The 26302-nt window shown below is 69.9% G+C and carries 23 protein-coding genes; 9 read left to right on the forward strand and 14 right to left on the reverse strand.

Annotation, left to right across the window (positions count from 1 at the left end; translation table 11 throughout):
- Positions 1-4: 4 nt before the first annotated feature.
- Entirely contained in the window at positions 5-355 is a 351-nt protein-coding gene (locus VGN58_RS06520) for a GFA family protein (RefSeq protein ID WP_327482494.1), read from the reverse strand.
- 113 nt (positions 356-468) lie between these two features.
- Between VGN58_RS06520 and VGN58_RS06525 the strand changes: the two genes are divergently transcribed.
- Positions 469-2280 carry a DUF885 domain-containing protein gene (locus VGN58_RS06525; RefSeq protein ID WP_327482495.1) on the forward strand — a complete coding sequence of 604 codons (1812 nt, stop codon included), beginning with the start codon at positions 469-471 and terminating at the stop codon, positions 2278-2280.
- Positions 2281-2369: 89 nt separating this feature from the next.
- On the opposite strand, the gene rraA is transcribed toward VGN58_RS06525, so the two are convergent.
- Complete coding sequence (rraA, locus tag VGN58_RS06530) at positions 2370-2846, reverse strand: ribonuclease E activity regulator RraA (RefSeq protein WP_327482496.1); 477 nt, start codon at positions 2844-2846, stop codon at positions 2370-2372.
- Between the two features lie 72 nt (positions 2847-2918).
- On the opposite strand from rraA, the gene VGN58_RS06535 reads away from it, so the two are divergent.
- Positions 2919-3737 (forward strand): DUF72 domain-containing protein, encoded by an 819-nt coding sequence (locus VGN58_RS06535; RefSeq protein ID WP_327482497.1) that lies wholly within the window; start codon positions 2919-2921, stop codon positions 3735-3737.
- A gap of 76 nt (positions 3738-3813) precedes the next feature.
- Here the strand turns inward: VGN58_RS06535 and VGN58_RS06540 are convergent, their stop codons facing one another.
- The 3 genes from VGN58_RS06540 to VGN58_RS06550 form a co-directional block, all read right to left on the reverse strand.
- Positions 3814-5118, reverse strand: coding sequence for an MFS transporter (locus VGN58_RS06540; protein WP_327482498.1), 1305 nt, complete (start codon positions 5116-5118; stop codon positions 3814-3816).
- Between the two features lie 206 nt (positions 5119-5324).
- A complete protein-coding gene (locus VGN58_RS06545) occupies positions 5325-5978 on the reverse strand; it encodes a Pr6Pr family membrane protein (RefSeq protein ID WP_327482499.1) in 654 nt (217 codons plus the stop codon).
- A gap of 1 nt (position 5979) precedes the next feature.
- Positions 5980-6435, reverse strand: coding sequence for a hypothetical protein (locus VGN58_RS06550; RefSeq protein ID WP_327482500.1), 456 nt, complete (start codon positions 6433-6435; stop codon positions 5980-5982).
- 300 nt (positions 6436-6735) lie between these two features.
- Between VGN58_RS06550 and VGN58_RS06555 the strand changes: the two genes are divergently transcribed.
- Both VGN58_RS06555 and VGN58_RS06560 read left to right on the forward strand, forming a co-directional pair.
- Positions 6736-7683: a DMT family transporter gene (locus VGN58_RS06555; RefSeq protein WP_327482501.1), complete on the forward strand. Its 948-nt coding sequence runs from the start codon at positions 6736-6738 to the stop codon at positions 7681-7683.
- A complete protein-coding gene (locus VGN58_RS06560) occupies positions 7680-8726 on the forward strand; it encodes a DUF1176 domain-containing protein (RefSeq protein ID WP_327482502.1) in 1047 nt (348 codons plus the stop codon). Before VGN58_RS06555 ends, VGN58_RS06560 begins: the two co-directional genes overlap by 4 nt.
- A gap of 12 nt (positions 8727-8738) precedes the next feature.
- On the opposite strand, the gene VGN58_RS06565 is transcribed toward VGN58_RS06560, so the two are convergent.
- The 6 genes from VGN58_RS06565 to VGN58_RS06590 form a co-directional block, all read right to left on the reverse strand.
- Positions 8739-9161, reverse strand: coding sequence for a universal stress protein (locus VGN58_RS06565; RefSeq protein ID WP_327482503.1), 423 nt, complete (start codon positions 9159-9161; stop codon positions 8739-8741).
- Positions 9162-9253: 92 nt separating this feature from the next.
- On the reverse strand, positions 9254-10405 hold the full coding sequence (locus tag VGN58_RS06570) for a GGDEF domain-containing protein (protein WP_414710760.1): 1152 nt from the start codon (positions 10403-10405) through the stop codon (positions 9254-9256).
- A gap of 9 nt (positions 10406-10414) precedes the next feature.
- Positions 10415-11134, reverse strand: a complete 720-nt coding sequence (locus VGN58_RS06575) for a pseudouridine synthase (protein WP_327482505.1) — start codon at positions 11132-11134, stop codon at positions 10415-10417.
- 37 nt (positions 11135-11171) lie between these two features.
- On the reverse strand, positions 11172-13589 hold the full coding sequence (locus VGN58_RS06580) for a putative bifunctional diguanylate cyclase/phosphodiesterase (protein ID WP_327482506.1): 2418 nt from the start codon (positions 13587-13589) through the stop codon (positions 11172-11174).
- A 133-nt stretch (positions 13590-13722) separates the two neighbouring features.
- On the reverse strand, positions 13723-15375 hold the full coding sequence (locus VGN58_RS06585) for a sensor domain-containing diguanylate cyclase (RefSeq protein ID WP_327482507.1): 1653 nt from the start codon (positions 15373-15375) through the stop codon (positions 13723-13725).
- A gap of 134 nt (positions 15376-15509) precedes the next feature.
- Entirely contained in the window at positions 15510-17414 is a 1905-nt protein-coding gene (locus VGN58_RS06590; RefSeq protein WP_327482508.1) for a DEAD/DEAH box helicase, read from the reverse strand.
- Between the two features lie 189 nt (positions 17415-17603).
- On the opposite strand from VGN58_RS06590, the gene VGN58_RS06595 reads away from it, so the two are divergent.
- Genes VGN58_RS06595 through VGN58_RS06605 form a run of 3 tightly spaced genes read left to right on the forward strand, consistent with a single transcriptional unit; the run spans position 17604 to position 19058 of the window.
- Entirely contained in the window at positions 17604-18107 is a 504-nt protein-coding gene (locus VGN58_RS06595) for a sigma-70 family RNA polymerase sigma factor (protein WP_327482509.1), read from the forward strand.
- 28 nt (positions 18108-18135) lie between these two features.
- A complete protein-coding gene (locus VGN58_RS06600) occupies positions 18136-18807 on the forward strand; it encodes a serine/threonine protein kinase (protein ID WP_327482510.1) in 672 nt (223 codons plus the stop codon).
- 20 nt (positions 18808-18827) lie between these two features.
- Entirely contained in the window at positions 18828-19058 is a 231-nt protein-coding gene (locus VGN58_RS06605) for an RNA-binding S4 domain-containing protein (RefSeq protein WP_327482511.1), read from the forward strand.
- Between the two features lie 533 nt (positions 19059-19591).
- On the opposite strand, the gene VGN58_RS06610 is transcribed toward VGN58_RS06605, so the two are convergent.
- Both VGN58_RS06610 and VGN58_RS06615 read right to left on the reverse strand, forming a co-directional pair.
- The gene (locus VGN58_RS06610) at positions 19592-20737 is read right to left on the reverse strand and encodes a hypothetical protein (protein WP_327482512.1); all 1146 of its coding nucleotides are present in this window, start codon (positions 20735-20737) and stop codon (positions 19592-19594) included.
- 118 nt (positions 20738-20855) lie between these two features.
- The gene (locus VGN58_RS06615) at positions 20856-21245 is read right to left on the reverse strand and encodes an MAPEG family protein (protein WP_327482513.1); all 390 of its coding nucleotides are present in this window, start codon (positions 21243-21245) and stop codon (positions 20856-20858) included.
- A 295-nt stretch (positions 21246-21540) separates the two neighbouring features.
- Here VGN58_RS06615 and VGN58_RS06620 point away from each other — a divergent pair, with 295 nt between their 5' ends.
- The gene (locus tag VGN58_RS06620; RefSeq protein WP_327482514.1) at positions 21541-24744 is read left to right on the forward strand and encodes a bifunctional diguanylate cyclase/phosphodiesterase; all 3204 of its coding nucleotides are present in this window, start codon (positions 21541-21543) and stop codon (positions 24742-24744) included.
- Positions 24745-24804: 60 nt separating this feature from the next.
- Here the strand turns inward: VGN58_RS06620 and VGN58_RS06625 are convergent, their stop codons facing one another.
- The gene (locus tag VGN58_RS06625) at positions 24805-25716 is read right to left on the reverse strand and encodes a LysR family transcriptional regulator (RefSeq protein ID WP_327482515.1); all 912 of its coding nucleotides are present in this window, start codon (positions 25714-25716) and stop codon (positions 24805-24807) included.
- Between the two features lie 112 nt (positions 25717-25828).
- Here VGN58_RS06625 and VGN58_RS06630 point away from each other — a divergent pair, with 112 nt between their 5' ends.
- The gene (locus VGN58_RS06630; RefSeq protein WP_327482516.1) at positions 25829-26236 is read left to right on the forward strand and encodes a DoxX family protein; all 408 of its coding nucleotides are present in this window, start codon (positions 25829-25831) and stop codon (positions 26234-26236) included.
- The last annotated feature ends 66 nt before the right edge of the window (positions 26237-26302 follow it).

Consider the following 26302-nt stretch of genomic DNA (forward strand, 5'->3'; position numbering starts at 1 on the left):
AACCTCACAGCGCGGCGCCGTCGTAGGCCACGACGTTCAGCGAGGCCAGGTCCACGCCCGGCAGGCACCGCACGTTGACGGCCGCCATCTGCGTACCGGTCTTCGGATGTGCGGCTTCGCCGTAAGGCGCGATCCCACAGACCGCGCAGAAGTGGTGCTGGATGTGGTGCCTGTTGAACGTGTAGGTCGACAGGTCGCCTTCGGGCGTCTTCAACACCAGCGCCTCGCGCGGCGCGAACCACAACAGGCCGCCGCGACGGCGGCATAGCGAGCAATTGCAGTCGATGACGTCGCCGATGTCGCCCTCGACCTCGAACGCGATGCGACCGCAGTGGCAGCTTCCTTCATGCTTCATGACAGCGACTCCTGGCCCGGGGGCGCCAGCGTATATCGAATGGCACGGGTCCGGGCATGACCTTCGGCCTATGCTGTCGGTCCCGACCCACCCTGCACCGCAACAGGATTCCCATGCGCAAGACCCTGCTCGCCGCCGCCCTGCTGGCCTCGATGACCGCCTGCCAGAAGAGCGAAGCCCCGACCGTCGCCCCCGGTGCGGATGCCGCCGCCACCGCCGCGGATACCGCCAGGGCCGACGCCGCCTTCGCCGACCTGTCCAAGCGCGCGCTCGAGGGCTGGCTGCAGCTGTCGCCGGTCAGCGCCACCCAGATCGGCGAGCACACGTACGACGGTGAGCTGGACGACCTGAGCGCCGACGGCCGCCAGAAGAGCCTCGCCTTCAGCAAGACGACCCTCGGCGAACTGGATGCGATGGACGTCGCCGCCCTGTCGCGCGAGAACCAGGTCGATGCGGCCATCCTGCGCAACCAGCTGCAGTACGACATCTGGACCGCGGAAACGCTGGAGAGCTGGGCGTGGGACCCGCAGGTCTACAACAACCTCGCCGGCGGCGCGATCTACGGCCTGATGGCGCGCGAGTTCGCGCCACTGCCGGAACGTCTGAAGTCCGCCACCGCGCGCATGCAGAAGATCCCCGCGCTGCTGGCGCAGGCGCGCGCCAACCTCGACCCGGCGCGCGTGCCGAAGATCCATGCCGAGACCGTCGCCAAACAGAACGCCGGCCTCCTCAGCATCGTCGAGACCTTCATCACGCCGAACCTCAAGGACCTGCCCGAGGCCGACCGCCGGCAGGCGCAGGCCGCCATCGACGGTCTGAAGAAGGCCGTGGCCGAACACCAGGCCTGGCTGGACAAGACCCTGGTGCCGAACGCGAAAGGCGACTTCCGCATCGGCCAGACGCTGTACGACCAGAAGCTGCAGTTCGCGCTGCTGTCGTCGCTGTCGCGCGCCGACATCAAGCAGCGCGCCGAAGGCGAACTCAAGCGCGTGCGCGAGGAGATGTACGGCATTGCCCGCACCGTGCTGAAGGACAAGCCCGGCGCGCCCGCACTGCCGGAAACGCCGACCGCGGACGAGCAGCAGAAGGCCATCGAAGCCGCGCTCGAGCTGGCGTACACCGAACGCCCTGCACGCGACCAGGTGGTGCCGGATGCGGAAGCCGCGCTGGCGCAGGCCACCGAGTTCGTGCGCAAGCACGATCTGGTCACCCTGCCCGACGCGCCGGTCGAGATCATCGAGATGCCGGAATTCCAGCGCGGCGTGGCCGTCGCGTACTGCGATTCGCCCGGCCCGCTCGACAAGCACCTGAAGACCTTCTACGCCGTCTCGCCGATTCCGGACGAGTGGGACCAGACGCAGGTCGACTCGTTCCTGCGCGAGTACAACAGCCGGATGATCCACCTGCTGAGCATCCACGAAGGCACGCCGGGCCACTACCTGGAAGGCTGGCACTCGGCCAAGTTCCCGTCGACGCTGCGCGCCGTGCTGCGCTCGGGCATGTTCGCCGAAGGCTGGGCGGTCTACACCGAGAAGATGATGTCCGACGCCGGTTACCTGGACAACGACCCGCTGTTCCACCTGGTGCAGATGAAGTTCTACCTGCGCACGATCGCCAACGCGATCCTCGACCAGGGCGTGCAGGTGGACGGCTGGACGCGCGAGCAGGCGATGGACCTGATGGTGCGCCAGACCTTCCAGCAGGAACGCGAAGCCGCCGGCAAGTGGACCCGCGCGCAGCTGACCTCGGCGCAGCTGCCGACCTACTTCGTCGGCGTGCAGGAGCACTTCGACCTGCGCAAGGCGGCGGAAGCCAAGCAGGGCGCGCAGTTCAACCTGAAGGCCTACCACGACCAGGTGCTGTCGTACGGCGCCCCGCCGGTACGCTTCGTCCGCCAGCTGATGCTGGACGAGCCGATCCGATAGGACCTGCCGCACCGCGCGTTTGTAGGAGCGGGCCATGCCCGCGATGCTGTTGCTTCATCGATTGAAAAGCATCGCGCCCGAGGGCGCTCCTACAGAAGCGGCGTGTTCGCCACGATCACGCCATTGGCATCGGCGTAGATCCAGTCGCCCGGCACGATCGACATGCCAGCGAACGCCACCGGCGCATCGACCTCGCCCAAGCCGCGCTTCTCGGTCTTCATCGGATGCGCGGCCAGCGCCAGCACGCCCAGCGGCAGCGTCGCCAGGACTTCCACATCGCGTACGCAGCCGAAGATCAGGAAGCCGGCCCAGCCGTGCTTCACCGCATTCGCCGCGATCATGTCGCCCAGCAGCGCGCGCCGCAGCGATCTGCCGCCGTCGACGACGATCACCCTGCCCTCGCCCGGCGTCGCCGCCAGTTCGCGCACGCGCGAGTTGTCGTTGAGGCACTTCACCGTCACCGCCGGCCCGCAGAAGCGTGCCTGACCGCCGAAGCCGCGGAACACCGGCTCGGCCACCTGCACGTCGGGGAACTGGTCGCACAGGTCGGGCGTGGTCCAGGTCATGCGGCATCTCCGAGGGCGCGGGTTGACCGCATGGTAACGCGGGCGCGACACGCGCCGGGCTATGCTTCGGGCATGGACGACCTCTTCGCTTCCCCGCCTCCCGTGTCCGCCGCCGGCATCCGCGTCGGCATCGGTGGCTGGACCTACGCACCGTGGCGCAACAACTTCTATCCGGCCGGCCTGGTGCAGCGGCGCGAGCTGGAATTCGCCAGCCGCCAGCTGACCGCCATAGAGATCAACGGCACGTACTACGGCGCGCAGAAACCGGCCACCTATGCCGGCTGGCGCGACCAGACGCCGGATGGTTTCGTCTTCTCGGCCAAGGCGCCCAAGCGGATCATGCAGTCGCGTTCGCTGGCCTCGACGCAAACCCAGGTGGAGGACTTCGTCGGCGGCATCGCCGAGCTCGGCGCGAAGCTGGGACCGCTGGTCTGGCAGTTCGAGTCGGGACGCCGCGTCGATGCCGAGGAGCTGGATGCGTTCCTTTCGCTGCTGCCGCGCGAGATCGATGGACGGCCGTTGCGGCACGCGCTGGAGGTCCGTGATCCGGCGGCGGTGGAGGCCGGCCTCGTCGATCTGGCGCGCCGGCACCAGGTCGCCACCGTATTCACCGACTCCACGGAGTATCCGTCCTTCGCCGACCTCACCGCCGACTTCGTCTACGCGCGGCTGATGCGTTCGCAGCCCATCGACAGCGGGTATCCGCCGAAGGAGCTGGCACTGTGGGCCGAACGCGCACGCGCATGGTCGCGCGGCGAGGACATCGCCGAGCTACCGCATGTGGGCGAGCCCGCGCCGGCGCTGCCGCGGCGGGATGTCTTCGTCTACTTCATCAGCAGCGCCAAGGAACGCAATCCCGCCGCTGCGATGGAGCTGATCCAGCGGCTGTAGGAGCGCCGCTTGGGCGCGATGCTCTTCTTGTTTTTGATACCCCTCTCGCAAAAAAGCATCGCGCCCAAGGGCGCTCCTACAGAGAGGGGTTCAAGGGTCGTTTGAGCCACCACAACGGCACACCCACGCCGACCAGGCAGGTGAAGGCGACGTAATGCGCGGGCGCCATCGGGCCCCATGCGGTGGACAGCCAGGCGACCAGCGGCGGCGTCATGCCGCCGAACACCGCATATGCGACGTTGTAGGAAAACGACAGGCCGGAGAAGCGCACCTCGGGCGGAAACGCCACGACCATCAGCGCCGGCGTCACACCGGTCACACCGCAGCAGAAGCCGGCCAGCGCGTACCAGGCGACGAACTGTGCGTGGTGGCCCGACACCAGCGCGGCGTACAGCGCGTACGCGGACACGCCCAGGCCGAGCGAACCGGCCAACAGCGCGCGGCCCACGCCGATGCGATCCACCGCCCAGCCCGCGGCAAGGCAGCCGAACACCAGCGCCAGCGTCGCCACGCTGTTGCCACGGAAGGCGGTGGCGGCATCGATGTCGAATCCCGTCTGCGCCAGCGTCGGCGTCAGCAGCACGATCACCACGATGGCGGCCGTCAGCTGCCATGAGGCCAGCATCGACAGCAGCACCGCTGGCCGGTGTTCGGCGAGCACCTGCTTCACCGGCAGTTGCCGCGCAAGCTGCCTGCGTTCGCGCATCGCCACGAACACCGGCGTTTCCTCCAGCCAGCGCCGCAGCCACACCGCGATGAAGCCGAACACGCCGCCCAGCACGAACGGCAGTCGCCAGATACCTTCCTGCACGTCCGCCGGGCTGTAACTCGCGTTGATCCACGCTGCGAGCAGCGAGCCGATCAGGATGCCGGCGGTGAGTCCCGCCGTCAGCGTGGCGCAGGCGATGCCGACGCGATGGCGCGGCACGTGTTCGGCCACGAACACCCATGCGCCCGGCACCTCGCCGCCCACCGCGATGCCCTGCACCAGCCGCATGACCAGCAACAGCACCGGCGCCAGCACGCCGACCTGGGCGTACGTCGGCAGCAGGCCGATCAGCAGCGTGGGCACCGACATCAGGAAGACGCTGAGCGTGAACATCCGCTTGCGCCCCAGCCGGTCGCCGAAGTGCGCCATCACGATCCCGCCGAGCGGCCGTGCCACGTAGCCGGCAGCGAAGATGCCGTAGACCTGCAGCTGCGCCAGCCAGGGCTCGGTGCCGGGCGGGAAGAACAGCGCACCGAGGACCTTGGCGAAGAACACGAACACGACGAAGTCGTAGAACTCCAGCGCCCCGCCCAATGCCGACAGGCCGAGCGTCCTGGCATCGCGCCGGTCGAAGGGACGGTGGATCGGATGCGATGTGCCGCCAGAGGTCATGCGGTCGTCCTGAACGTCGGTATGCCCATGGCGCGCGAACATCGCATGGCGCACCATGCGCGTCCAGCGCCACCGTGAACCCCTGTAGGAGCGACGTCAGTCGCGACCGCATGCTGTCCGGTCAGGTGAAGCCGCATCGTCCGACGTAGGTCGGCTGGCCGAGATGTACGGACAAGTCGGGTGTACGGTCGCGACTGACGTCGCTCCTACAGGGACGAGACGCGGCGGCGGCCCAGGATGCGATCCACACCCACGATGACCAGCCCCAGCACCACGAACACCGCCATGACGCCCACCGCGTTGGTCGCGACCCGCGCCCAGCCGAGTTGGCCGACATCGATGAAGGGATACGGGTATTCGCCCAGCCAGGCCCCACGCACGAACACCCACGCCACGTAGACCAGCGGGAACAGCAACCAGGCGGCGACGTGGCGCCAACGCAAGCCGCCATGCGGCGCGAACGCCAGCCACCACGCCCAGTACGCCAGCGGCACCGCATAGTGCAGGCCGTTATCGGCCCACCATTGCGCCCCCTGCGGCTGCCACAGGTGGCGCAGGATGAAGAAGTAGATGCTGCCGGTGACGCCGATGTAGAGCGCGACCGCGCCACGCACGCGTGCCTGGGCGAGGAACCCCGTCCGCCCCGCAGCGGCGGTGCATGCGACCAGCGCCACCGCGAGGTTGCTGAGGATGGTGAAGTAGCTGAAGAAGCGCACCGTACCCAGCGCCATGCCGATATTGTCGCGGGTGAGCCGCAGGATCAGGACGTACTGCAGCACCAGGGCGGACAGCGCCAACAGCCCGACGAGGGCGGCGGGCGTACGGAGCACGACACGAGGGAGCTGCAGCGGATTTGCCATGTCATTCGACCTCGGCATGCTGACGAGATGCGGGGGGTGGCGAGGTCGAGCGATCGGCAATCGCCAGACGACGCTCGCAATACACGTGCAAGAAAGGAACCAGCGCAGGCAGTCCGATGGCAAAGGCAGGCCCCTGATAGACAACGGCAAGCCCCGCCCCGGCGAGAGCCGCACATGCGCCGACTATCGCAGCCCGCCACTCCCGCCTTGGCGTATTGATCAAGGCTGGACGACCTGATCTGACTAATCTGACCACAAGCGGGGAGCCAAGCACCAGCGCGACAAAACTCACCCCGCACCAAACACCGAGCAAAAATGCGGAAAACTCGTAGGGATTCCCGACCGCGATTGCCAAACCAATGGGCAAGGTAAGAATCGCACCCCACATGGCAAGTAGCGCCAGCGGCAACAGGATGAAGATCAGTTCGACGGCGGCTACAAAGCGAGACAGTGTCATGCTGGCAGGCGACCTGATCCTTGCGCTCTCGATAGCTTGCCACGGGCGCAACGCATCCGCGAATGTTCAGTCCGGGGGCACTTCGGTATACCTTGCCGGTACAGCATCCGCCCGGTTTCCTGTAGGAGCGACGTGAGTCGCGACCGTTCTCTTACCGGGCAGACGAGGCTTATCGCCAGCGGCATGTGCGATGCCATGGCTACCGGGTAACAGTCGGTTCGCGGTCGCGACTCACGTCGCTCCTACAGGAGAGGCGCCTGGCCCATCGCCAGCCGCACGTGCCTTCGGCGACAATGCGCCATGCCGATGACCCCGACCGCCAAAGCCCAGCTGCAGATCCACCTGTGCGTGCTGCTGTGGGGCTTCACCCCGATCCTGGGCAAGCTGATCAGCCTGTCGGCGCTGCCGCTGGTGTGGTGGCGCATGCTGATCGTGGTGGCGGCGCTGGCCTTGCTGCCGCGGGTCTGGCGTGGCCTGCGCGCGATGTCGCCGAAACTGGTGCTGGCCTACTACGGCATCGGCGTGATCGTGGCGCTGCACTGGCTGACCTTCTATGGGGCCATCAAGCTGTCCAATGCCTCGGTCGCGGTGACCTGCATCGCGCTGGCGCCGGCGTTCACCTCGGTGATCGAACCGTGGCTGACGGGACGGCCGTTCTCGTGGCGCGAACTGCTGTTCGGCGTCGCGGTGCTGCCGGGCGTGGCGCTGGTGGTCGGCGGCATCCCCGACGGCATGCGGCTGGGCGTGCTGGTCGGCGCGATCTCGGCCCTGCTGGTGGCGCTGTTCGGCCCGCTCAACAAACGCCTGATCGACCACGGCGAACCGCTGACGATCACCGGGCTGGAACTGGGCGCCGGCACGGTGCTGCTGACCCTGCTCGCGCCGCTGATGCCGATGCTGTTCCCGGCCTTCGCCGGCGACCTGTTCGTGCTGCCGGGCCTGAAGGACGGTGCGCTGCTGGTGGTGCTGTCGCTGGCCTGCACGCTGCTGCCGTTCGCCCTGTCGCTGGTCGCGCTGAAGCACCTCAGCGCCTATGGCGTGCAGCTGGTCACCAACCTGGAGCCGGTCTACGCCATCGTGCTGGCCATCGTGCTGCTGGGCGAACAGCGCGAGCTCACGCCGCTGTTCTACCTGGGCGTCGGCATCATCCTCGCCGCCGTGTTCCTGCATCCGCTGGTGCAGCGGCCCAAACCCATCGCGCACCCGGAGATCCTGGGCACCTCCGAAGCCAAGAACGTCGTCGAATGAAACCACAGCGCTTCCTGTTCCCGACCGCTTTCCTCGTGCTCGCACTGCCTGTGGCGTGCGCCGCGGCCGCGCCGGTGTACCGCGCGTTCGGCGACTGGGTGGTGGCGTGCGACAACGGGGCGCGGTGCGAGGCGATCGGCATGCAGGATGCCTATCCGCAGCTGGTGCTCCGATTAGTGCTGGAAGCCGGGCCGACGGCCGAACCCATCCTGACGCTGGAATCCGACGCGCCGGTGGAGCCGCGCGACCTGCGCCTGGACGGTGCGCGGTTCGCGGCCGCCGCGCTGGTGCCGCCCGGCGAGGGCACACTTACGATCGGCCGCGATGGCGCGCAGGTCCGCGCGTTCCTCGATGCCATCCGCAACGGGGCACACCTGCAGGCCGGCGCGGACCAGGACGCACCTACGGCCTCGCTGTCCGGCCTGTCGGCGGCGTTGCTGCTGATCGACGAAACCCAGGGACGGCTGGACACGGTCACCGCGCTGCGCCGGCGCGGTCCGCTGCCGGCCGCACGCGTGCCTGCGGCGCCCGTGTTGCCGGCACCGGTGCCGCCGGTGCCCGCGCCGCCGCTGGGCGAGGACGAGGCGCAGGCGCTGATCGCGCGCGTCCGCCTGCAGGCGGCACCCGAGGTGGTACGCGAAGACTGCTTCGTCGACCCGGCGGACGCGTTCGATGCCGCAGGCGCCCTCGACGGTGACGAGGCACTGGTGATGCTGGAGTGCTGGCGCGGCGCCTACCAGTCGTCCAGCCTGCTGTTCCGGACGCGCCGCGACGGCAGTGGCACGGCGGTGCGCGTGCGCCTGCCGTTGCCGGTGCGGATCGAGGGCGAGCGCCGGATGGTGGACGCCTTCACCAACGTCGAATTCAGTGCCGGCCACCTCTCGCACATGGCGAAGGGGCGCGGCATCGCCGACTGCGGCGAGAGCGCCTCGTGGACCTACGACGGCCGTGACTTCCGCTTGCAGCGTTACCACCTGCTGGACCGGTGCCGCGGCGGCGAGCCCGGCGACTGGCCGGCACTGTGGCGCAGCCGCGGCAACTGAGCCGCACGCGGCTCAGCGCGCCACCAGCACCGGCACCGGGCTCAGCGCGATCACCTTCAGCGCCACCGAACCGACGAACAACTGCTTCAGTGCGCCACGGCCATGCGTGCCGACGACGATCAAGTCGGCCTTCGTCGCCTTCGCCTGCTTGACGATGCTTTCCGCGGGCTCGCCCACCACGATCTTCTCCACGAACGGCAGCTGCGCGCGCTTGAGTGCCGTGCGCGCCTTCTTCATGGCATAGGCGCCATTCTCCGCGTGATAGCGCTCCACGCCGTCGCTGCCCAGCTCCAGCGCGACCGAGCGCAACAGCGGCGGGTCGACGTACAGCAGGGTGACGGCGGGCGTTTCCGCCAACGACTTACCGAACTCGACCAGATGCCGCACGGCGGCCAGGCCGACCTCGCTTCCATCCACGGCCAACAGGATCTTCATCGTCGTGCTCCGCGTGCTGGGCGACGCACGGTGCGCCGCCGACGGTCACAGCATGCGGCCGGCGGTCGCAGGCCGCATTGATCGCAATCAAGTCAGGCGGCGGCGACCACGCGGTCCCGGCCGCCCCGCTTGGCCTCGTACAGGGCCTGGTCGGCACGGCGGAACAGGGTCTCCGCGGTGTCCTCGCGCCCGCGGGCCGCCAGTCCGATGCTGACCGACACCGGCAGGCCGATCGGCAGCAGGCCCACGGCCTGGCGCATGTACTCGCATTGCAGCCGCGCTTCTTCCAGCGTGGTGCCCGGCATGAGGATGACGAACTCCTCGCCGCCATGGCGCGCCGCCAGGCCACGGCCGGCCGCCTGCGACTTCAGCATGTCGGCCAGCGCGACCAGCACGCGGTCGCCCTCGTCGTGCCCGTGGATGTCGTTGACGGTCTTGAAGTGGTCCACGTCGAGCACCGCCACGGCGAGCGGCTCGCCGCCGTGGGCGGCTTTTTTCAGGGCCGCGTCGAGCGCGGCGGTGAAGGCGCGGCGATTGGGCAGGCCGGTCAGCGGATCGGTCCGGGTCTGTTCGGACAGGTCGGCGTTCTGCAGTTCCAGCTGGTTCTGGTAGTGCAGCATCTGCTGCTCGTACCAGTCCCGTTCGTGCAACTGGTGGCGCAGCTGCTTGCTCACGCGGCGCAGCTCCAGCAGCTGCACGATCTGCCGCGACAACGCATCCAGGGCCTGCAGCTGGAACGGCGCAAGCTCGTGCGGTTCGTCGTCCACCACGCACAGCGCGCCCAGGGCGAAGCCGTCCTGCGTCACCAGCGGCGCACCGGCATAGAAGCGGATGCCGTTGGTGGCGGCCACCAGCGGGTTGTCGGCGAAGCGATGGTCCCGGGTCGCGTCGGGCACGACCGTGGCCGCGGTCGGGTCCAGCACGGTGTGCGCGCAGAACGAGGTATCGAGCGAGGGATCCGGGCTGTCCATGCCGACCTGCGCCTTGAACCACTGGCGGTCGCGGTCGATCAGGGTGACCGCGGCCATCGGCACGCCGCAGATGCCGGCGGCGATGCGCACCAGATCGTCGAAGGCGCGCTCGGGTTCGCTGTCGAGGATGTCGAAACTGCGCAGCGCAGCCAGGCGGGCTTCCTCGTTGTCCGGCTTGGGCGGTCGGCTCATGCCATGGTTCTGGAGTCGGGACGGCGGCAGTATGCCCGCGTTCCCGCGGCAGGTCCGCCGTGCGAACGCGACCGCCGTCACGCTACCGGGTCACCAGCTTTCCTGCTGCGGTAACAGCCCGCGCAGTTCCGGGTCGGTGAGGTTGCGCCAGCGGCCCACTTTCAGGTCGCCCAGCCTGACGTTGTCGATGCGCACGCGCCGCAGCTGGGTGACGCGGTAGTCGAATGCCGCCGCCATCAGCCGGATCTGGCGGTTCAGGCCCTGCGTCAGGGTGATGCGGAAACCGAACTTGGCGATCCGGCTGGTGCGGCACGGCAGCGTCATCTGCCCGTGCACGCGCACGCCGCGCGCCATGCCGCGCAGGAACTCGTCGGTCACCGGCTTGTTCACCGCCACCAGGTATTCCTTCTCGTGGCGGTTCTCCGCGCGCAGGATCTGGTTGACGATGTCGCCGTTGCTGGTCAGCAGGATCAGTCCTTCCGAGTCCTTGTCCAGGCGGCCGATCGGGAAGATGCGCTGCTCGTGGCCGATGAAGTCGACGATGTTGTCCTTCACCGACGACTCGGTGGTGCAGGTCACCCCGACCGGCTTGTTCAGCACGATGTAGACGTGCTTGCGCTTGCCGGCCTTGGCGGCGCGCGCCTTGATGGGCTGGCCGTCCACGCGCACATCGTCGCCCTCGCCCACCACCGCGCCGACGCTGGCGGCGATGCCGTTGACCGTCACGCGACGCTCGGCGATCAGGCGGTCGGCCTCGCGGCGGGAACAGAAGCCGGTCTCGGCGATGTGCTTGTTGAGGCGGGTGGTCATGCCGCCATTATCGGTGATCGGCCACCGGGAATGTGCGTCAGACGGTGGCGGCGCAGGTCGGCCGCGCGGCCGCCCAGGCGGCGGTCAGTTCGGACAGCGGACAGGGCACATGCACCGCGTAACCCTGCACGTAGCCGATGCCGACCTCGCGCAGCTGCGCCATCACCGCACCGCATTCCACCCATTCGGCAATGGTCACCTTGCCCAGCGCCTGGCCCATCTGGCTCATCGAACGCACCAGCGCCAGGTCCGCATCGCCCTGCGACAGGTCGCGGATGAAGGCACCGTCGATCTTGAGGATGTCCACCGCCAGCCGCTTGAGATACCCGAACGAGGACAGGCCGCTGCCGAAATCGTCAAGCGCGATGCGGCAGCCGCGCGCGCGCACCGCGCCGATGAACCGGCAGGCATCGTCCATGTTGGCGATCACCGCCGTCTCCGTGATCTCGAAGCAGAGGCTGCGGGCCACGGCCGGGTGGCGGTCCAGCAACGCAGTGACATGATGGAGGAACGCGGGTTCGGCGATCGACTGGGCCGACACGTTGACGTGGCACAGCTCCAGCGTCGCCAGGTGGTCGGGGTGGTCGGCGAAGTGGCGGAACAGCGCGTCGATCACGTAGCCGTCCACCGCCATGCCCTGCCCATAGTGTTCCATCGCCGGCAGGAACACGCCCGGCGCATGCAGCTCGCCGTCGCGGTCGCGCAGCCGCACCAGCACTTCGTACTGCAGGCGGTCGCTGCCATCCAGCGCGACGATCCGCTGCGCGTACAACAGCAAGCGCTCCTCGGCGATGGCCAGCTGCGTATGCGCCACCCACTCCAGTTCGCGCCGCCGCCGCGACAGGCTGGGATCGGATTCGCGGTAGCAGCGGATGCGGTTGCGCCCTTCCTCCTTGGCCACGTAGCACGCCGCATCCGCCGCGCGCAGCAGCCAGTCCACGTCCACCGCGTCGTCGTCGATCTCGGCCACGCCGATGCTGCAGTTCAGGCCGAACGTGCGGCCGCCCCAGACGAAGCCGGCGTCGGCGAGCACGGCATGGATGCGTTCCATCGCGGCCTCGGCGTCCGCCAGGCCGGTGTCGTGCAGCAGCAGTGCGAATTCGTCGCCGCCCAGGCGCCCCAGCCAGTCGCCGCGGCGCAGCTGGGCGGACACGGTGCTGGCGAAATGGCGCAGGAAGCGGTCGCCGGCCTCGTGCCCGCAGGTGTCGTTGACCAGCTTGAACTGGTCCAGGTCGATGTAGCACAGCGTGTGCCGCCCCTTGCCCTGGCCGAGCACGCTCTCCAGGCGGCGCGCGATCTCGCGCCGGTTGATCAGCCCGGTCAGTTCGTCGTGGCTGGCCTGGTGTGCGATCTCGCAGGCCAGTTCGTGCGCTTCGGACACATCCTCGGCCAGCACGAAGACCTGGTCTTCCGCCGGCGTGCGTCCGGCCACCATCGAGGCGGTCCAGCGTACCCAGCGCACGTCGCCGTCCGGCCGCACCAGCCGACGCTCGCCCGGCTCCAGCATGCGCAGCCAGTCGATGCCGCCGGCCTCCGTGCGCTGCAGGTCGTCGGCATGCATCACCTCCTGCAGGCGGCACGCGCGCAGGTCCTGCAGCGGCAGCGACAGGATCTGCGCGAGGGCTTCGTTGGCCTGGGTGAAGCGGCCGTCGCGGTCCAGCTTGAGCATGCCGACCACCGACTGGTGGAACGCCATGCGGAACTCGCTCTCGGTCTCGCGCACGCGATGCAGCGTGCTGCGCATCACGTGCAGCGCGTATGCGCACAACGCCAGGAAGACCAGCGCGCTGAGCGCGAGCAGCGTGCGCCGCATGAAATGCGCGCCTTCGGCCAGCGAACGCGAGAAGGCCAGTTCCTTCGGCCGCAGGCGCGCGTCGATCTCCAGCAACTGGCGCCGGTAGGCCAGCACGCGGTCGGCGTCGAGCGGGCCCTGCGCGATGTCGGCCTCCAGCGCGTCGGCCAGCGCGACGAGCTGGTCGATCTCGACCTCGGCTTCGCGCCACAGGCGCACGGAATCGCGGAAATACGGCGCCCGCGCCAGCGCGCGGTACATCCAGATCAGGCGGTCGATGTCCTCCGGCGCGTTGTTGCCCTGCAGAAAGCCGGCGCGGGCGCCGGCCAGATCCACCGGGCGCCGCTCGAGCGCCAGACGGCCGTCGCGGTCGCCGAGCGGCACGCGCAAGGCCTCGCGCGCATCCGCCAGATCGGAGGGACGCGCATGGATGGCGTAGCGGTAGAGGCTGAGCACGGCGCGCTGGTGCGCCTTCGACCAGTGACTCTCGCCGATGATGTAGGCGGTCGCGCCCGCCTGCGTCTCGAGGACGGCGGCGGTCAGGACGGCGCCCAGCGCGAACAGGGCGATGAGGGCGAGCACCCGGGCCGGCAGTCGCCGCAGGCCGCGATCGTCCCGGTCACGGCCCGGACCGTCCCCGACGCTGGCTTCCCTCTCGTACACGCTTGCTCCTGTCGATCCGCGCGGAAGAACGGCACCGACACCGCGCTTCCCGCTGTTTCATCGGCCCGCCGGCGACCGGCTTGAGACCGCTGGTCCGGCCGGACCCGATCCGTGGCCTGTCGGCCACCCTGCGTCAGTGATGGGCACCGTGCACGGACTCCGCATCGACCACCTGATCGCGGCCGGCACGCTTGGCCCGGTACATGGCTTCGTCGGCGCGGCGCAGCAGCGACGCCGCGTCGGCGTCCTCCGCCGCCAGCGTGGCCAGTCCGATGCTGGCGGTGACCGCCAGGCCGTCGATGCCCAATGCCGTGCCGGCGGCGCTCACCTGGCTGCGCATGGCCTCCAGCCGCGCACGCGCGGTCGCGCCACCGATGCCCGGCAACAGCACCAGGAACTCCTCACCGCCCATGCGGATCACGTCCGCCGGATCGCGTACGGCGGCCGTCAGCGTCGCCGCCACGGCCACCAGCACGCGGTCGCCGGCTTCGTGCCCATGCACGTCGTTGATGCGCTTGAACAGGTCGATGTCCAGGAAGCCGACCGCCAGGGTGTCGTCGACCGCGCGCGCATCGCGCATGTGCTGCTCCAGCCGCTTCAGGCCGGCGCGCCGGTTCGGCAGGCCGGTCAGTTCGTCGGTGTCGGCCAGCGCGCGCATCTCGTCGCGCTGGCGGCGCAGCTGCCCCAGCCGCAGGTTCAGCACGTAGGCGCTGACCGTGAGGAACCAGGTGATGGACAGCTGGATCGCTTCCACGCGGTATTCGATCAGCAGGCCGCTGTCGGCCAGATCCATCGCGGCCATGGTCAGGAACGGCAGCACGGCGGCGAGCGCGGCCGTGGCGTCGGCGCGGTGGCGGCGCAGCAGGGCCAGCCCCAGCGCGAATACCGACGTGCAACCAATCACGAAGCCGGCATCCATCGCGGTGGCCAGCCGGGACAGGCCCGCCGGCGGCAGCCAGACCGTGGCCAGGCCCAGCGCGCACAGGCCCGCGGTGAGCCACGGCAGCCAGCGACGCGTGGCGGGCCAGATGCGGGGACCGCCGACCAGCAGCCACATCACGTACAGCAGCACCGGCAGGCCCAGGCAGGAGAACGCCACCAGCCAGCGCGATTCCTGCCCGTCGACCGGCAGCCACGGCTCCGGATAGCCGCTCAGTCCGCTGAGCACCGACTGCCCCAGCACGCTCAGCGCGCACAGCAGGGTGTAGCCGAAGAAGGCGCGGTCGCGCGTGCTGAGGAACCCCATCAGCGCCATGAAGGCCAGCGCGATGGCGATGGCCACGCAGGCCGTGCGCACCAGCAGGCGCGCGGTGTCGAACTGCTGCACCGGGCTGGGCGCGCCGATGCGCACGGTCGGGATCCAGCCCGGCTTCAGCGGCGTTTCCCAGCCCACCTGGATGGGCTCGCGGTTGCCGGCCGGGGGCACTACCACCATGCCCACGCCGGCGCGGAAGCGCGAATCGCGCGTGCGCGCGTCGTGCATGCGGCCGCAGATCTCGCGGTCGCCGTGGTGCACGCGCACCTCGCCGGCGAAGATGTTGAACACGTTGATGGCCTGCGGCGCGCCCGACCAGCCGCCGGGCGGTGCGGGAATCTCGACGCGTTCGGTCAGTCCGGCCCGCATCGCGGGCGTGCAGTGACGCTGTGGGGCCTGTTCCGACGTAGGTGCGCCGGTGACCAGGTAGTCACGGCCCGCCAGCGGCGTGGCCGACGCCGGGCACGACAGGGCCGCGAGCAGCAGCAGCCACCCTGCGATTCCGCCGATCCGATCCCCGTTCCCCTTCACAGACACTCCGGTACGTCGCCGCTTCCGGACCCCCGGTGTGCTGGCTTGCGTCTACGGAATGCAACTTCCGTGCCACGGCCGGCGCCTCCGCGCCGACATCCTGACGAAGTCAGGCGCCCGCACGCCGGAGCGCCTCACTCGCGCGGCGGTCCCTTGCGGTGCGGCTTGCCGGCGCCGAACGGCTTGTCGCCGCGCGGCTTGCCCTTGCCCGGCCCGCCGAACCTGCGCGGCGGCGCCGCGCCCGCACCCGCACCCCCGCCCTCGCCCGGCTTGTGGATGCGCAGCTGCTGGCCGGACACCCAGACCTTCTTCAGGTGCATCAGCACCTCGCGCGGCATGCCCTCCGGCAGGTCCAGCAGGGTGTGGTCGTGCTGGATGTCGATGCGGCCGATGTAGCGGCTTTCCAGCCCGGCCTCGTTGGCGATGGCACCCACGATGTTCGCCGGCTTCACGCCGTGCGCGTGGCCCACCTCGATGCGGTAGGTCTCCATGCCGACCTCCGGCTTGTCGCCGCGCGGCGGTTTGTCGGCGCGCGGACGCTCGGTGTCGGGGCGCTCGATGCGCGAACGCTCGGGCTTGTCGACGCTGCGCGCCGGGCGTTCGCCCTGGCCGTCGTCGCGGCGCGGACGCTCGTCGCGCTCGCGGCGCGGCGCGTTGCCGTAGGTCTCGCTGCGCACCGCGGGGCGCTGTTCGCGCGGCGTGCGCTCCTGCGACAGCAGCAGCGGCGTGTCGCCCTGCACCAGCTGCGCCAGGGCGGCGGCGATGTCGACCGCCGGCACGTTCTGCTCGCGCTCGTAGCGCTCGATCAGCGCGCGGAATTCACCGGCCTTGCCGGACGCCAGCGTGTCGGTGATGCGCGCCAGGAACTTCTCCACGCGGCGGTCGTTGACCGCTTCCACGCTGGGCAGCTGCATCTCCTCGATCGGCTGGCGCGTGGCGCGCTCGATCGACCGCAGCATGCCTTTCTCTCGGGGGGTGACGAACAGGATCGCATCGCCCGCACGGCCGGCGCGGCCGGTGCGGCCGATGCGGTGCACGTAGCTTTCGGTGTCGTACGGGATGTCGTAGTTCAGCACGTGGCTGATGCGCTCCACGTCCAGGCCGCGCGCGGCCACGTCGGTGGCCACGAGGATGTCGAGCTTGCCGTCCTTGAGCTGCTGGATGGTCTTCTCGCGCGCCGCCTGCTGCATGTCGCCGTTGATCGCCGCCGCCGCCAGGCCGCGGGCCTGCAGCTTGTCGGCCAGTTCCTCGGTGGCCGCCTTGGTGCGGGCGAACACGATCATGCCGTCGAACGGTTCCACTTCCAGGATGCGGGTCAGCGCGTCCAGCTTGTGCATGCCGCTGACCCACCAGTAGCGCTGGCGGATGTTGGCCGACGTGGTCGTCTTCGAGGCGATGTTCACCTCGACCGGTTCCTTCAGGTAGGTCTGGGCGATGCGGCGGATGGCCGGCGGCATCGTCGCCGAGAACAGCGCCACCTGGCGCGTTTCGGGCGTCTTCTTCAGCACCGTCTCGACGTCGTCGATGAAGCCCATGCGCAGCATTTCGTCGGCTTCGTCCAGCACCAGCGTGGTCAGGCCGGACAGGTCCAGCGAGCCGCGCTCGAGATGGTCGATCACGCGGCCCGGCGTACCCACCACGACATGCACGCCGCGCTTGAGCGCCTGCAGCTGCGGGTAGTAGCTCTGGCCGCCGTAGATCGGCAGTACGTGGAAGCCGGGGATCTTGCCGGCGTATTTCTGGAACGCCTCGGCCACCTGGATGGCCAGCTCGCGCGTGGGCGCCAGCACCAGCGCCTGCGGGCTGGAGGCGTTTGGCTTGATGTTCGCCAGCACCGGCAGCGCGAACGCCGCGGTCTTGCCGGTACCGGTCTGCGCCGTCCCCAGCACGTCACGGCCCGCCAGCATGGCGGGGATGGTGGCCGCCTGGATCGGCGACGGGGTTTCGTAGCCCACCTCCGTGACCGCCGCCATGACGGACGCGGGCAGGCCGAGATCGGCGAACAGGAGGGGGGCGGGCGAAGGGGATTCGGTAGACATGCGGGCACTCCGGTGGCGTCGCGGAGCCGCACGCCGAGCCGCATATTGTGCGCCTTCGCGCGACTCCTGTCGCGCTGCAGCACGCCCGGCCGTTCACGCGCAATGGCGGTGTGAGGTTTTCCCCGCGCCGGCGAATCACCTTGCTGACCGCACAATCGACCCGGTGCAGGAATGGAATCGAGCCTAGCCATGACATCCCCGACGGACGCGAACCGCCGCGACGGCTTCCCGGCCCTGCTGCAGGCGCATCGCGGCATCGTCGCCAAGGTCGCCGGCACGTACGCCTGGCACCCCGACGACCGCGACGACCTGATGCAGGACATCGCCACGCAGCTGTGGAAGGCCTGGCCGGACTACGACCCGGCGCGCCCGTTCGCCACCTGGATGTACCGGATCGCGTTGAACGTGGCCATCTCGGATGTCCGCAGCCGTACGCGCGGGCCCTCCTCCGAGGCGTGGGACGAAGCGCACCACGACGTCGCCGACCCGCAGGCCGACGACCACGAAGGACGCCAGCAGGTCGATCTGCTGTACCGCTTCATCCACGCGCAGCCGCCGCTCGACCGCGCCCTGCTGCTGCTCTACCTGGATGACCGCAGTCACCGCGAGATGGCCGACGTGCTGGGCCTGAGCGAGACCAATGTCGCCACCAAGATCGGCCGGCTCAAACAGCGACTGCGCAACGAACTCTGACCCGATGACCCCACACGGAACGACGACCATGGAACCCGATGACCTGAAACTCGCCTGGCAGGCGCTCTCGCGCCGCCTGGAACGTCACGACGCATTGCAGGCGCATGCCCTGCTGGAACAGCGCAAGCAGCGGGCGCTGTCCAGCTTGCGCCCGCTGGTATGGGGGCAGGTGGCGCAGGTGCTGTTCGGCATCCCGTTCATCCTGCTCGCCTGCCTGCTGTGGATCCGCGCCGGGCAGTCGTCCGGCGGGTTGCCCTGGACGGTGCTGGTGTCCGGCGTGGTGGTGCAGCTCTACGGGATCGCGACGGTCGCGATGGCAGGCGAGACGCTGCGCCGCATCCGCGAGCTGGACTATGCGCAGCCGATCGTCGAGATCCAGAAGCGACTGGCCACCCTGCGCCGCACCTACATCGTCAACGGCATGCTGACCGGACTGCCGTGGTGGTTCATGTGGGTGCCCGTGCTGGTGGTGCTGGCGGGTCTGGGCGGCGGCGACCTGCTGGCAAGGGCGCCTGGCATCGGCTGGATCGGGCTGGGCGTGGGCGCGGCCGGCCTGCTGGCGACGGCCTGGTTCCACCGCTGGTCGCGTAGCCCCGCCCGCCCCCGCCTGGCCAGGGCGATGGACGACAGCGTCACCGGCGGCAGCCTGCGGCGTGCGCAGGCGCGGATCGAAGAGGTCGCGCGCTTCGAGGCCGAGTGAGCGGGCAGTACACTGCGCGCATGCAGCGCATCGACTTCGACCTGGACGCCGGCCACGAGTACGTGGAACTCAACCAACTGCTCAAGCTGGTCGGCATCGCCGACAGTGGAGGCCAGGGCAAGGCGATCGTGGCCAGCGGCGCGGTGACGGTGGATGGCGCGGTGGAACTGCGCAAGACCGCCAAGATCCGCGCCGGACAGACGGTGCGGATCGAGGACGCCGAGATCCGGATCATCGACGCGCACGGCTGAGATCGTCTGCCGGCGTCCGCCGTACGGCGCTCGACCCGCCACCGTACGCACCGGCGCGCAAAAAAGCGTCTTCGGAGAGGCGGAACGCCTCTCTCACCGCACACCGGGCCGCTCCGACGCGGCACGACGCCTTTCCAGAGCGGGAAAACGTCGCTCCAGCGCCGGACCAGGCCGCTTTGAAGAGGCTTGAAGCCTCTCCCGACACGCACTGAGCCTCTCCCAAGAGGCTCGAAGCGTCTCCCGACACACCCTGAGCCTCTCCAAAGAGGCTTGAAGCCTCTCTCGACACACCCTGAGCTTCTCCCGAGAGGCTGAAAGCGTCTCCCGACATACCCTGAGCCGCTCCAAAGAGGCTGAAAGCGTCTCCCGACACACCCTGAGCCGCTTCAAAGAGGCTGAAAGCGTCTCCCGGCACCCCCTGAGCCTCTCCAGAGAGGCTCGGCGCCGCTCCCGGCACATCACGCGTGTTCCGGGCCAGGCCCGGCCGGCGATCCGCATGGGTTGCCGACTCACGGCAGCACGCCCGGCGTCGCTCAGGGCGACGTCCCTGACGCCTCGGCAGGCAGCGCAGGCAGCACCGGCGCCTCGTCACTGTCGGCCACACGATCGAACTCGGACAGCGGGCTGTCGGCCGGGCATTCGGCATCCGGGAACCCGAACCGCGTGCGCAGGGCGAGCCCGCAGGCCTGCATCTCGCCGAGATCCGCACCGGCGGTCTTGCACTCGCCATCGAAACTGCGCATGAAGGCGTCGCGGCGCAGGACGAAGTCCTCGCCACAGCGCCGCATCAGCTGCAGCCGGTCCAGGTCGTCCTGCGCGGCGTTGGTGCCGTCCAGGCCGTATTCCTGCAGTTCGTCCTTGCTCAGCAGTCGCAGGCGGCGGTTGGGCACGGTCATCATCAGGTCGGCGACCGCGACCGCCACGCCGTTGCGTTCCAGGTAATCCTTGACCCGTCCGTATACCCCGCGCAGTTCGTCGTTGAGTTCGGCGCGCGTGGTGGCGGTGGAGCTCATGCGGATGATGCGGTGCACGCCGACCTTGCCGGAGATCAGGCGGTTGTCGCCGGCCCCCAGTACGAACACGCACGCGCTGTGGCAGATCGAGCCCTCGCGTACCCAGATCGTCCAGCCGTCCGCACCGATCACGTCGCCGGCCTTGATCGCATCCTCCACCTGGCCACCGGCGGAGTCGAGGTCGAGGATGCGCTTGTGGATGCCCATGCGACCGGCGATGTCGGCCACCCGCGCGACCAGGTCGGTGAAATCGGCCGCGATCTTGCCCTGGTAGCGCAGGCGCAGCACCCCGCCCTTCTGGCAGGGCGACAGCGCGTCGACCACGCTGAAGAAGGCGAGCGATTCGAGGGGGGCACCGTCGGCCTCGTCGGTGTCGTACTCGGCTTGGCAGCTGACCCAGGCCTTGCCGGACCGCACGGTCGCGGTCGGCCAGTCGGTCGGCAGCCCCTCCGCCGGGGCCCCGACAGGCGATGCCGGCGGATCGGACGAAACCGCCCCGTCGCCCCGTTCCGCCTGCTGCGCCGGCGTCTCCTGGACGGGCGACGCGGTCGGCGGCGCTTCGGCCACGGCGTCGGACGCGACATCGGATTCCGACGGACCGCAGGCGGCCAGCAGCACGACGGTCAGCAGCAGGGCACAGGCGGAAAAACGGGGGCGGGACAGCATCCGGTCGATCACGTCACGACGCCGGGCCGCGACGGCCGGGCATGGGGGGGAGCGTCCTAGTCTAGGGTCAAACCCGGGGCGCGGCCCGACCCTGCGATGAATCCGCCGCGCGCGCCGCTTACAGCAGCGCCCACAGCAGTTGCAGCAGCCCCCAGATCGACACCGCCCAGATCAGCGTGCGCAGGTAGGGAATCCCGGCCGCATACACCGGCACATAGACCAGCCGCGCCCAGAAATAGCACTGCGCCCCCAGCGCCGTGCTGGCATCGCCACGCTCCAGCACCACCACGGCGAGCGCAGCGGCGGCGAAGAACGGGAACGTCTCCAGGAAATTGCGCAGCGCGCGGTCGACCCGCGCCGCCACGCCGGTCGGTGGCGGCAACGTGGCGTCGCGCGCCCCGACGTTCCATGCCAGCCCGCGCTGACGGGTCACCAGCGCCGCACCCAGCAGCACGTGCACCAGTCCCAGCGCCACGGACCAGGCGAGCATCTTCAGTTCGATCGGCATGACGGTACTCCCGGATGTGGTGCCCCACTCTAGCGCGGAGATACACCCACCTGCCCACCCAAGCGGAGAGGGACGCCACCGGCGACGACGGCAGGCGGTGTGACGCGCGCGGGCCGTCCCGTCACGGACGCACTACACGCATTTCCCGTGCCGGCGGGTGGTGGACGTGTGCCGCGATCGCCTCCGCTGTGCCGGACGTGTCGACTGCATCCGGTAACCACACGACCGTGCTTGCGGCTTCTCCGTGATTTGGGTATCACAGTGCCCCGGGGCGTCGGCCCCGCAGGGGAATGCATTGGCAATACACCAGGACCTCCGGCGTCCCGTCCAGTGGGCGCAGCGCTTTGCGGCTGCGTTCGCGTGGCTGTTGGCCGCCGCGTTCACCCTGGTGGATGCCGGTGCCGGCCACTTCCTGGATGACAGCGTGCCGGTGGTCGGCGTGCTGGTGGCCATCGCCACTTGGCGCAGTACGCAGCGGCCGGTGCGCCTGGCGGTCGCCGGACTGCTGAGCGCGTTGCTGCTGATCCACCTGTGGCAGTTCCACGCGCTGGGCACCTGCCTGGTCCTGGCGGCCACGACGATCATCGTGTGGATGCGGGTCTATCGCGGCTTCCGGGCCGAGTTCGTGATGCGCGTGTTCGCCGCCGCGCTGCTGCTGCTGGCGATACAGCCGGTACTGGGCGCGCTGCAGGCCGGCGGCGCGCCGGCCGAGATCAGCTGGTCGCTGTCGCTGTCGGCGCTGGCGATGTTCCTGCTGGTCTATACACCGTCGCTGCATGCCGGCCGCGCCCTCGAAACCAGCACGGAACTGGTGGCCTTCGTCATGGCCTTCGCGGTGATCGCGCTGGTGGGCTGGCAGGTGCCGGGCAGCCTGGTCGGCAAGATGGGCGTGGACTTCCCGCCGATGCGCCCGGTCTCGACCCTGTGCGTCGCGCTGGTGGCGCTGGCCCTGCTGTTGCGTCATCGCGGCGAGGAGCGTGCGGCCTGGATCGTCCTGGCGCTGGTCACCGTGCCCATGCTGCTGACGCTGCTGCAGACCCTGGGCGGCATCACCACGCCGGCCAATGCGCTGCTGCACCGGCTCGGCTGGCTGCCGCGCCCGACCACGCCGCTGATCGGCGGCTACACCGACTATGGCGTGCTGACCGCCTGGGTGGCGGTGGCCGTGCTGCCGGAATCGCTGCACCGCTGGGAAAACCTGCGCTGGGGCATCACCCGCGGCCTGGGCATCGCGATGGCCTCGGTCGCCGGCATGGCGGCGCTGGGGCTGCTGATCCAGCTGCCCTACCACCGCGAAGGCCTGTCGATCTACCAGGTCTCGCTGACGTCGGCGGCGCAACTGGTAGCGTTGGGGCTGGCGCTGGCCGTCGCCGGCGAGAACTCGCTGCGAGAGCGCCTGTTCGGCGTGCTGCCGATGGCGGCGGCCCTGCTGTTGGGCGGCCTGTACTGGAACGCCGCCACCGCCGACCGCGATGCGATGGCGCGCAACGTCATGAAGACGCAGGCCGCGACGGCGGCCCCCACCTTCCTGCGTGGCATGGAACTGCGCCGCGGCGCGTTGCGCCAGCTGTCCGCCTCGCTGGCCGCGGCCCAGCCCGCCGCGGCGGAGGCGCTGTTCGACCAGTACGTGGCCGACATGGTGCAGGCGTTCGCGGCGTTCCGGGTGGTGCGCAGCGTGGGCGACGGCAGCGAGTTCCGTTGGGTGCATCCGGGCTTCGAGGCGCCGGTGGCGCCCTCCCCGCCCGTGCCCGTCGCCGATGCCGGCCACCTGCAGCCGGTCGACGGGGGCTGGTGGCTGACCGTGGACACGCCCGGGCGGCGGACGCAGGCGTTCATCGCGCTGGACGATTTCATCAGGACGCTGAGCAAGGCGGTGCTGTCGGACCGACCGGTTCGCGCGACGGCCATCGGCATGCCCACGCTGGAGCAGGGCCAGCCGCAGGGTGCGCCGCTGTCGATCGAGCGCGTCGTCCTGCCGGGCCACGAGGTGCAGCTCGAACTGTGGGCGCCGCCCGCGCTGACCTCGTTCACGCTGCCGCGGGCGCTGATCGTCGGCGGCCTCAGCAGCGGCCTGTTGATCGCCTTCGTGCTGTTCCTGCTCGACATCTCGCGCCGGCGCTCGTCCGAAGCGGCCGAGACCGCGCGCTCGCTGCTGCTGGAAACCGAGCGTCGCCTGGATGCGCAACGCCGCCTCAACGACGCCGCCGCGCAGGACAGCGCCACCGGTCTGCCGCGTTTCTCGGCGCAGGCCAACCTGATCACGGAGAAGATGGCCACGCCCTCGACCTTCGGCCACAGCCTGGCCATCGTCGACCTGGACGGCTTCGGCATGGTCAACGACTCGTTCGGCCACGATGGCGGCGACGAAGTGCTGCGGCGCATGGGCCAGCGCATCGTGGCGGCCTGCGATGGTCAGGGCAGTGTGTACCGCTACGGCGGCGAGGGCTTCCTCGCGCACTTTCCCGACGTGGACATCGACCAGCTCACGCGGCTGGCCGAGGACATCCGGCGCGCGGTCGGCCAGCCGATCGCCCTGTATTCCACGCATCCGTCGTTCACCGTCACCGCCAGCATCGGCCTGGCGCACGCGCCCGAGCACGGCGCCGACCTGCAGGCGTTGTTGCGCAGCGCCGACGACGCGCGCCACCTGGCCAAGCGCGCCGGCCGCAACCAGGTCCGGCTGCCGTCGGCCAGCACGCAGCAGGAAGCCAACGACCGCCTGAGCCGCGTCACCGCGCTGCGCGAGGCGGTGGCGCGCGGCCAGCTGCGGCTGGTCTATCAACCGGTCGTGGCGGGCGACACCTCACAGCTCACCGGTTTCGAGGCCCTGGCGCGCTGGCGGCATCCGGCATGGGGCGAGGTGCCGCCGTCGGTCTTCATTCCGCTGGCGGAAAGTGCGGGACTGATGGAGGACATCGGCCACTTCGTGCTGGAACAGGCGTGCCAGCAACTCGCGCGGTGGCGTGGCATGGGCCTGCGCACCCTCGGCATGGCGGTGAACCTGTCGCCCAGCCAGCTGGGCCAGCCCACGCTGGCGCCGTGGATCGCCGACTGCCTGCGGCGCCACGATCTGCCGGCCGACGCGCTGACGCTGGAGCTCACCGAAAGCGTGCTGGTGGAAGACATGGGCGCCGCGCAGCAGATGCTGCAGACCCTGCACGCCTTGGGCGTGCGGCTGGCGCTGGACGATTTCGGCACTGGCTACTCCAGCATGTCGTACCTGCAGCGCCTGCCGCTGGACATCATCAAGATCGACCGCAGCTTCGTCGACGGCATCGCAGCCGCGAGCACCGACCGCGCGATCGCGCGCACCATCCTCGTGCTGGCCCATGAAATGGGCCTGCGCACCATCGCCGAGGGCGTGGAGACGCCGGAACAGATGCGCGCGCTGCAGCAGATGGGCTGCGACGAGATGCAGGGCTATTTCTTCGGTCGCCCGATGGAGGTCGACGAGGCCACCTCGCTGGCGCGCGGCGAGCTGCGCCAGACGGCGACCTGAGGCTCGACCCCACCGCCGATCCATCCTGGCGTGCGGATCGCCGGCAGGGCCGACGCCGCGTCAGCCCAGAGAACGCGCGCCGCCGGCATGGTGCAGTTGCGCGATGAACGCGCGCCCCGCCGGACCCGGCGGCGCCTCCTTGCGCCACACCGCACGCATCGGCATCTGCGCGTAACGCGGGTCGGCGTCGGCGAGGTGAACGCGAGACAGGCGACCGGCCGCGAGGTCTTCTTCGACGATATGCAGCGGCATGTGGCCCCAGCCCAGGCCGGCGCGCAGGAACGCATGCTTCGCGCCCAGGTCCGCGAGCCGCCAGGTCAGCGGCGACTGCACCGCGAAGTCGCGGCCCGCCGTCAGCGGCGTGCGGTCGGTGAGTACCAGCTGCACGTGCTTGACCAGCGTCTTCGCAGGCACGGCGCCGCGTACGTGCGCCAGCGCGTGCGAGGGTGCGGCCACGGTGACGAACGGCACCGGCGGCAGCGGCTCCACCGCCAGTGCGTCCGGCAGTTCCGGCAGCGAACCCACCACGCCGATCCGGCAGGTGCCGTCGAGCACCGGCTGGATCACACCGCCCAGCACTTCCACGTACAGGCGCAGCGGCGTGTGCGGGAACGCGGTACCGCTGTGCGCGGCGGCGCGGGTCAGCGCCGGCATCGGGAACATCACGTCCACCGCCACCGAGAGTTCCGGCTCCAGTCCTTCGGCCACGCTGCGGGCGCGCGCCTTGAAGGTGTCCATGTGCTCGGCCACCGCGCGCGCTTCCACCAGCAGCGCGCGGCCGGCGTCGGTGAGCTGCGGATAGCGGGCGCTGCGGTCGAACAGGCGCACGCCCAGCTGCAGCTCCAGGTTGGCCAGGGTCTGGCTGACCACCGATTGCGCGCGCCGCAGCTTGCGGCCGGCGGCGGAAAAGCTGCCCTGCTCCGCCGCCGCGATGAAGGTGCGCAACTGGTCGAGGGTGACGGCGTCGAGCATCTATCGCTCCGGACGATGGAATTCATCGAAATATATAGGCTTCCGGGATGCATGGCGACGGCCTAACCTGCGCCCCGTTCCCGCTGCACCCACCCATTCCCCGGAGTCCGCCATGTCCACCGTTACCGCACCGCTCACCCGCACCCCTGCCCTTCGCGGCGCCGCCGACCTGGCCGGCCGCACGCTGCTCGCCTCGCTGTTCGTCATCTCCGGCCTCGGCAAGCTGGCCGCCTACGCCGGCACCGCCGGCTACATGGAATCCGTCGGCGTCCCCGGCGCGCTGTTGCCGCTGGTCATCGCGCTGGAAGTGATCGGCGGCCTGGCCATCGTCGCCGGTTACCGCACCCGCATCGTGGCCAGCCTGCTCGCCGCGTTCTCGATCGCCAGCGCCGTCCTGTTCCACAGCAACCTCGGCGACCAGATCCAGCAGATCATGTTCCTGAAGAACATCGCCATCGCCGGCGGTTTCATCCTGCTGGCCTCGCGCGGCGCCGGCGGCTGGAGCGTCGACCACCGCTGACCCGTCGTTTCCCACGACCGAACGGACGCCGGCCTCGTGCCGGCGTTTCCGTATGCGCGGAAAGCG

The organism is Pseudoxanthomonas sp. (genome assembly GCF_035999195.1).
In the GTDB taxonomy this organism is placed as follows: Bacteria; Pseudomonadota; Gammaproteobacteria; order Xanthomonadales; family Xanthomonadaceae; genus Pseudoxanthomonas_A.

Coding starts and splice junctions, on each gene's coding strand:
- VGN58_RS06520 (WP_327482494.1), bottom strand. CDS start 355: ATGAAGCATGAAGGAAGCTGCCACTGCGGTCGCATCGCGTTCGAGGTC.
- VGN58_RS06525 (WP_327482495.1), top strand. CDS start 469: ATGCGCAAGACCCTGCTCGCCGCCGCCCTGCTGGCCTCGATGACCGCC.
- rraA (WP_327482496.1), bottom strand. CDS start 2,846: ATGACCTGGACCACGCCCGACCTGTGCGACCAGTTCCCCGACGTGCAG.
- VGN58_RS06535 (WP_327482497.1), top strand. CDS start 2,919: ATGGACGACCTCTTCGCTTCCCCGCCTCCCGTGTCCGCCGCCGGCATC.
- VGN58_RS06540 (WP_327482498.1), bottom strand. CDS start 5,118: ATGACCTCTGGCGGCACATCGCATCCGATCCACCGTCCCTTCGACCGG.
- VGN58_RS06545 (WP_327482499.1), bottom strand. CDS start 5,978: ATGGCAAATCCGCTGCAGCTCCCTCGTGTCGTGCTCCGTACGCCCGCC.
- VGN58_RS06550 (WP_327482500.1), bottom strand. CDS start 6,435: ATGACACTGTCTCGCTTTGTAGCCGCCGTCGAACTGATCTTCATCCTG.
- VGN58_RS06555 (WP_327482501.1), top strand. CDS start 6,736: ATGCCGATGACCCCGACCGCCAAAGCCCAGCTGCAGATCCACCTGTGC.
- VGN58_RS06560 (WP_327482502.1), top strand. CDS start 7,680: ATGAAACCACAGCGCTTCCTGTTCCCGACCGCTTTCCTCGTGCTCGCA.
- VGN58_RS06565 (WP_327482503.1), bottom strand. CDS start 9,161: ATGAAGATCCTGTTGGCCGTGGATGGAAGCGAGGTCGGCCTGGCCGCC.
- VGN58_RS06575 (WP_327482505.1), bottom strand. CDS start 11,134: ATGACCACCCGCCTCAACAAGCACATCGCCGAGACCGGCTTCTGTTCC.
- VGN58_RS06590 (WP_327482508.1), bottom strand. CDS start 17,414: ATGTCTACCGAATCCCCTTCGCCCGCCCCCCTCCTGTTCGCCGATCTC.
- VGN58_RS06595 (WP_327482509.1), top strand. CDS start 17,604: ATGACATCCCCGACGGACGCGAACCGCCGCGACGGCTTCCCGGCCCTG.
- VGN58_RS06600 (WP_327482510.1), top strand. CDS start 18,136: ATGGAACCCGATGACCTGAAACTCGCCTGGCAGGCGCTCTCGCGCCGC.
- VGN58_RS06605 (WP_327482511.1), top strand. CDS start 18,828: ATGCAGCGCATCGACTTCGACCTGGACGCCGGCCACGAGTACGTGGAA.
- VGN58_RS06610 (WP_327482512.1), bottom strand. CDS start 20,737: ATGCTGTCCCGCCCCCGTTTTTCCGCCTGTGCCCTGCTGCTGACCGTC.
- VGN58_RS06615 (WP_327482513.1), bottom strand. CDS start 21,245: ATGCCGATCGAACTGAAGATGCTCGCCTGGTCCGTGGCGCTGGGACTG.
- VGN58_RS06625 (WP_327482515.1), bottom strand. CDS start 25,716: ATGCTCGACGCCGTCACCCTCGACCAGTTGCGCACCTTCATCGCGGCG.
- VGN58_RS06630 (WP_327482516.1), top strand. CDS start 25,829: ATGTCCACCGTTACCGCACCGCTCACCCGCACCCCTGCCCTTCGCGGC.